Annotated in this window: 5 protein-coding genes; all 5 read left to right on the top strand. The window is 65.1% G+C overall.

Annotated features, from left to right (window positions below; genetic code table 11):
* Positions 1 to 379 (top strand): S1 RNA-binding domain-containing protein (locus ACIQ67_RS19025; protein WP_397535948.1); only part of this gene is annotated, 379 nt, incomplete at its 5' end.
* Positions 380 to 500: 121 nt separating this feature from the next.
* Positions 501 to 2,717, top strand: a complete 2,217-nt coding sequence (locus ACIQ67_RS19020) for a TonB-dependent receptor plug domain-containing protein (protein WP_397535947.1) — start codon at positions 501 to 503, stop codon at positions 2,715 to 2,717.
* Complete coding sequence (locus tag ACIQ67_RS19015) at positions 2,717 to 3,802, top strand: phospholipase (protein ID WP_397535946.1); 1,086 nt, start codon at positions 2,717 to 2,719, stop codon at positions 3,800 to 3,802. The genes ACIQ67_RS19020 and ACIQ67_RS19015 overlap by 1 nt, the downstream gene beginning before the upstream one ends.
* Positions 3,803 to 3,916: 114 nt before the next feature.
* A complete protein-coding gene (locus tag ACIQ67_RS19010) occupies positions 3,917 to 4,399 on the top strand; it encodes a glycine zipper 2TM domain-containing protein (RefSeq protein ID WP_397535945.1) in 483 nt (160 codons plus the stop codon).
* A gap of 223 nt (positions 4,400 to 4,622) precedes the next feature.
* Positions 4,623 to 5,741 (top strand): threonine--tRNA ligase (locus ACIQ67_RS19005; RefSeq protein WP_397535944.1); only part of this gene is annotated, 1,119 nt, incomplete at its 3' end.

Genomic DNA, 5,741 nt, shown 5'->3' with positions numbered 1-5,741 from the left:
CGAGGGCATGATCCTTGAAGGCACGGTGTCCAACGTCGCGCAGTTCGGTGCCTTCGTCGACTTGGGCGTGCATCAAGACGGTCTGGTGCATGTGAGCCAGCTGGCCAACAAGTTCGTCAGCGATGCGCGCGAGGTGGTCAAGACTGGGGATATCGTCAAGGTCAAGGTGCTGGAGGTGGATCTGGCGCGCAAGCGCATCTCGCTGACGATGAAGCTCGATGCCCAGGCACCGCGGGGCGCGGCCAAGGCCGACAACAGCTTCCGTCCGGCGGCGCGCCATGAGCGCAGCAGCGGTCAGGGCACTGCGGGGCGTGGGGCTGCGGCGCCGTCCGGCAACGCGATGGCGGCGGCGTTTGCGAAACTGCAGACCAAGCGCTGAAGTAGACGTACTCCGGACGCCATCGATGGCCCGCTTCTGGCGATTCGTCGCATGAAGGCGGCCCGCTCAGGTGCCGACGGCTATTCTCTGGCCCGCCCATATCCTGTATCTGGAGACTGACTTGTCGCATCAACTTCATCCCCGCAGCCTGGCTTGTGCCTTGCTCGTGCTGTCCTATGCCGCAGCACCGGCCGCCTTGGCGCAAGAGGCGACAGGCGGCCCCGGCGATGCGCAGCCGCGCCAGCCGGGCACCAAGCTCGAGCGGGTGGAGGTCAGTTCCCGCGCGCTGTCGGACACCGATCTGCGCCGTCGGGCGCCGGTGGCCAAGCAGATCTACGGCCGCGAAGAGCTGGACAAGTATGGCGACAGCAATGTCGCGGATGTGCTGAAGCGCCTGCCCGGCGTCAGTGTGCAGGGCAATGCGCCGCGCATGCGTGGCCTGGGTGCGGGCTACACACTGATCCTGATCAACGGTGACCCCGCGCCCCCGGGCTTCCAGCTGGACCAGCTGGACCCCAAGCAGGTGGAGCGCATCGAAGTCACCAAAGGCCCGACTGCGGATCAGAGCGCGCAGGCCGTTGCCGGCGCGATCAACATCATTCTGAAGGACGCGCCACGGGTCAGTCAGCGCGATCTCGGCGTGCGCCTGGGCTACAACGCCGATCGTCCGGTGGGCGGTTTGAATTTCACCTGGGGTGAGCGGGTGCTGGGTGGTATGGCCGTGTCAGTGCCGGTGTCGCTGTTCACCTGGCGCGGTCGCAATGAGATTCGTACCGAGAAGCTGGCGCCGGGCAGCAATGCACTGCCTGCCGCTTCTGTGCAATCGGCGACCCAGCCCTTCTGGGGGCATGGCTTCAACGCCAGCCCGCGCCTGAACTGGAAGATCAGCGACGACGAATCGCTGACGCTGCAGAGCTTCTTTCAGGACGGTCGCTGGAACAACAAGACCAGCTTCAGCAATGAAGTGCTGTCCGGCCGTCCGTTGCTGGAGGATGACAACCTGGGCAAGGGCAGCTGGCGCATGGCGCGAGGCAATGTCCAGTATGCGAACCGTCTCAACGAGAACCAGCGGCTGGAGCTGAAGGCCGGTGTGCAGGAGTCCAAGGGTGGCTTCGACGTTCAGACCTACCGCGACGGTGCCGTGCGCCGCCGCAGCTTTGGCGACAACAAGGACAGCAACATCACCCAGGGCGGCAAGTTCTCCCAACTGATCGGCGATAGCCACAGCCTGACCGTGGGCTGGGATCTCGAATGGCGCCGCCGCGACGAAATGCGCGAGACCACCGAGCTGGGCGTTCCGCAGTTGCCTGAGTTCGACGGCCAGCCTTTCGGCGCGCGCATCGAGCGCCAGGCGCTGTTCGTGCAGGACGAGTGGGAGCTGTCGCCGCAGTGGTCCACGTATCTGGGCCTGCGTGGCGAGCGCATCGTCACCGAGAGCCGTGGCCTGAGCGAGACGCTGCGCAACACCAGCCAGGTTGTGACGCCGCTGTGGCACCTGAATTACAAGCTCGACCCCAAGGGCCGCGACCTGATCCGTGGCAGCCTCACGCGCAGCTACAAGGCGCCGGATCTGAATGCGCTGCTGAGTCGTCCCGGCCTCAACGGCCTGTATCCGGACGCGAGCAAGCCCAACAGCCAGATTGCGCCGGACCGCGCGGGCAATCCGCTGCTTAAGCCTGAACTCGCGACCGGCCTGGATCTGGCTTTCGAGAAGTACATGGCGGGCGGTGGCATGTTCAGCATCGGCGTGTTCCATCGCCAGGTGACGGATCTGATCCGCAACCAGATCACGCTCGAGACGGTGCCCTGGTCCGGCGTGCAGCGCTGGGTTTCGCGGCCGACCAATTTCTCCAAGGCCACGACCAGCGGCCTGGAGCTTGAGCTGAAGGGCCGGGCAGGCGAGTTGCTGCCCTCGGTGTTCGATCCCAAGCTGGCGCTGAATCTGCGCAGCTCTCTGAACATCTATCGCTCCCGTGTGCAGGCGCTGGAGGGGCCGAACAACCGCCTGGACGGCCAGCAGCCCTGGTCGGCCAACCTGGGGTTTGATTACCGTCTGAGCAGCCTGCCCATGCCGGTGGTGACCGGAGCAAGCTTCGCCTACACGCCGGGCTACACCACGCGCCAGCTTTCCAGCCAGTGGCTGGAGCAAAGCCATGCGCGCGGCATCGACCTCTTTGCGCAGTTCATCCTGAGCCGGCAGACCTCGGTGCGCGTGATGGCCAACAACTTCGCACCGGTGGACAACCAATCGCGCACGTTGCTGGACGGCGGCTACTACACCGAGGTGCAGCGCAAGGGCCGTACCTGGTGGGGCGTGATGCTGGAGCACAAGCTCTGATGCAGGCACTGCGGGTCTATGCTGGAGCGCGGGCGCGTGAGCGCCTGCGCGAGCGTGGCCTGCAACCCTCGGATGTGCGTGTGGTTCCGGCCGCGGCGGGCGGCCCCAAGGGGCTGATCCTCAATCCGCTGGACCGCTTCCTGTTCGGCAGCTGGTTGCCGCGTGGCGGGGGCGAGATCCATCTGCTTGGCGCTTCGATCGGCGCATGGCGCATGGCCACGGCCTGTCTGGTGAACGACGAGACGCAGGCGGAGCAGGAGTTCGAGCGCCTGGCGCAGGACTATGTGAACCAGCGCTACGACAGCGCGCCGGGGCGCCGGCCAACGGCACAAACCGTCAGTCGCGGCTTTGCGGCCGGCCTGGCCGATTGCTTTGGCGGTCGTGAGTCAGCCTTGCTGGCGCATCCGCGCCTGCGGCTGCACGTCTTCACTTCGCGCGGCCGCCATCTGCTGGCGCGCGAGGGGCGCTGGCGCACGCCGCTGGGCTATGGCGCTGCCTTTGCCGCCAATCTTCTGCAGCGCCGTGCCTTGGGTGGCTGCCTGGAACGGGTGGTGTTCTCCGATCCGCGCGCCGCTTTGCCGATGCCGGTCACCGACTTCCGCAGCCGGCAGGTGGCGCTGACGGCTGACAACTTTCAGCCGGCCTTGCTGGCGAGTTGCTCGATTCCCTTTTGGCTGCAGGCGGTGCAGGACATCCCGGGCGCGCCCGAGGGCGCCTACTGGGACGGCGGCATCACCGATTACCACCTGCATCTGAACTACGCCGCCATGTTGGGCGATGGGCTGGTGTTGTATCCGCACTTCCAGCGCACGGTGGTGCCTGGCTGGCTGGACAAGGCCCTACGCAGCCGGCACCGGGCCACGGCTTTTCTCGACAATGTGGTGGTGCTGGCACCCGATGAGGACTGGATCCGGCGCAGCCTGCCGCGCGGCAAGCTGCCGGATCGGTCGGACTTCGCCTTCTACGGCGACGATGTTTCAGCCCGCGCCCAAGCTTGGCTGCAGGCGATTGCGCAGAGCCAGCGTTTGCGCGATGAGTTCGCGCACCTGGTCGAGGCGGACTCGGTCGACGCCTTGCCGCTTTGAGCGTCTGAGTTCAGGCTGAATGTAATCAGAGGTAAGGGGCGGCCAACTCGGTGCAGGGGTGCTGCGTTGCATTGGCACCGACGCATCAGCCGTTACCAGGGAGCTCCCATGCCCATGTCATCCCCCCGCCTTGCTTCTTCGGCCCTGCTGGGCCTCTTGCTGGTGCTCGGCGGCTGTGCCCACCAGCGGCAGTCGCGCGAGCCGGCGCCGTATGGAAGCTATGGCGGCTATGGCCCCTATTCAGGCCAAGCGCAGAACATCGTCCAGTACGGGCATGTGCGCAGCATCGAGCAGTTGGCCGACGGTCGGCGTGACAGCGGCGCCGGCGGCGCCGTGGTCGGCGCGGTGGTTGGCGGCGTGATCGGCAACCAGATGGGCAAGGGCGACGGCCGGGTGGCGACGACGGTGCTGGGCGCAGTCGGTGGCGCGCTGCTGGGTAGCGAGATCGATAAACAGGGCCGCGGCCGCCCACTCTACCGTGTCACCGTTCGGCTGGAACGCCATGGCGGTGAACTGCAGTTCGAGATGGACCGGCTTGACGGCCTTGGCATCGGTGACCGCGTCCGCATCGACAACGGGCGCGTGCAGCGCTACTGATCTGATGACCTACAATCGCGCATCTTCAGACAACAAGGGCGAGAAAGGCACGATGGTTATGACACCGCGAACTACGACCTCCACTGCAAAGGTTTGTTAGTCGGCCGCGGCTCGTCACGTCTTTCCCCTTAGCTGTTATTGCAGCACCCCAATGAAGCGCGGCACCAGGCCGCGCTTTTTTGTTTTCTGCATCCGAATGCCCGGGTGCTCATGGAGTTTCTCGATGATCTCGATTCAATTGCCTGATGGTTCCAAGCGCGAGTTCGCGCAGGCAGTGACGGTGGCTGATGTCGCCGCCTCGATTGGCGCTGGCCTGGCCAAGGCGGCGCTGGCCGGCCGTGTCGGCAAGGGCGATGCCGCTCAACTGGTCGACACCAGCTATCTCATCGACGCTGATACCCAGCTGGCCATCATCACCGACAAGGATGCCGACGGACTAGAGGTGATTCGTCATTCGACGGCCCACTTGCTGGCCTATGCCGTCAAGGAACTGTTCCCGGATGCCCAGGTCACCATCGGCCCGGTGATCGAGCATGGCTTCTATTACGACTTCTCGTACAAGCGTCCGTTCACCCCCGATGACTTGGCGGCCATCGAGTCGAAGATGAGCGAACTGGCCAAGAAGGACGAAAAGGTCGTCCGCTCGGTGCTGCCGCGTGACGAGGCGGTGAGCTACTTCAAGGGTATCGGCGAGGCCTACAAGGCCGAGATCATCGAGAGCATCCCGGCTGATCAGGCCGTGTCGCTCTACGCCGAAGGCAAGTTCACCGATCTGTGCCGCGGCCCGCACGTGCCGTCCACCGGCAAGCTCAAACACTTCAAGCTGATGAAGGTGGCCGGTGCCTACTGGCGCGGCGACCATCGCAACGAGCAGCTGCAGCGCATCTATGGCACGGCCTGGGCTAGCAAGGATGATCTGCAGAAGTACCTGACCATGCTGGAGGAGGCCGAGAAGCGCGACCACCGCAAGCTGGGCAAGGAACTGGGTCTGTTCCATATCGACGAGCACGCGCCGGGCGTGGTGTTCTGGCACCCCAAGGGTTGGACGGTCTGGCAGGAGGTGGAGCAGTACATGCGCCGCGTCTATCGCGACAACGGCTACCAGGAGGTCAAGGGCCCGCAATTGCTCGACAAGACCCTCTGGGAAGCGACCGGTCACTGGGACAAGTACCGCGACAACATGTTCACGACCGAGTCGGAGAAGCGCGATTACGCGCTCAAGCCGATGAACTGCCCGGGTCACATCCTGATCTTCAAGCACGGCATCAAGAGCTACCGCGACCTGCCGCTGCGCTTCGGCGAGTTCGGCCAGTGCCACCGCAACGAGCCCACGGGCGGCCTG

The organism is Roseateles sp. (assembly GCF_044373315.1).
GTDB lineage: Bacteria > Pseudomonadota > Gammaproteobacteria > Burkholderiales > Burkholderiaceae_C > JACDQM01.
Note: the sequence above shows the minus strand (reverse complement) of the source record. Positions and strands in the feature narration are given on the sequence as shown.

What these genes read in the sequence shown, in the direction of transcription:
- ACIQ67_RS19010 (WP_397535945.1), top strand. Translation starts at nt 3,917, where the DNA reads ATGTCATCCCCCCGCCTTGCTTCTTCGGCCCTGCTGGGCCTCTTGCTG.
- ACIQ67_RS19015 (WP_397535946.1), top strand. Translation starts at nt 2,717, where the DNA reads ATGCAGGCACTGCGGGTCTATGCTGGAGCGCGGGCGCGTGAGCGCCTG.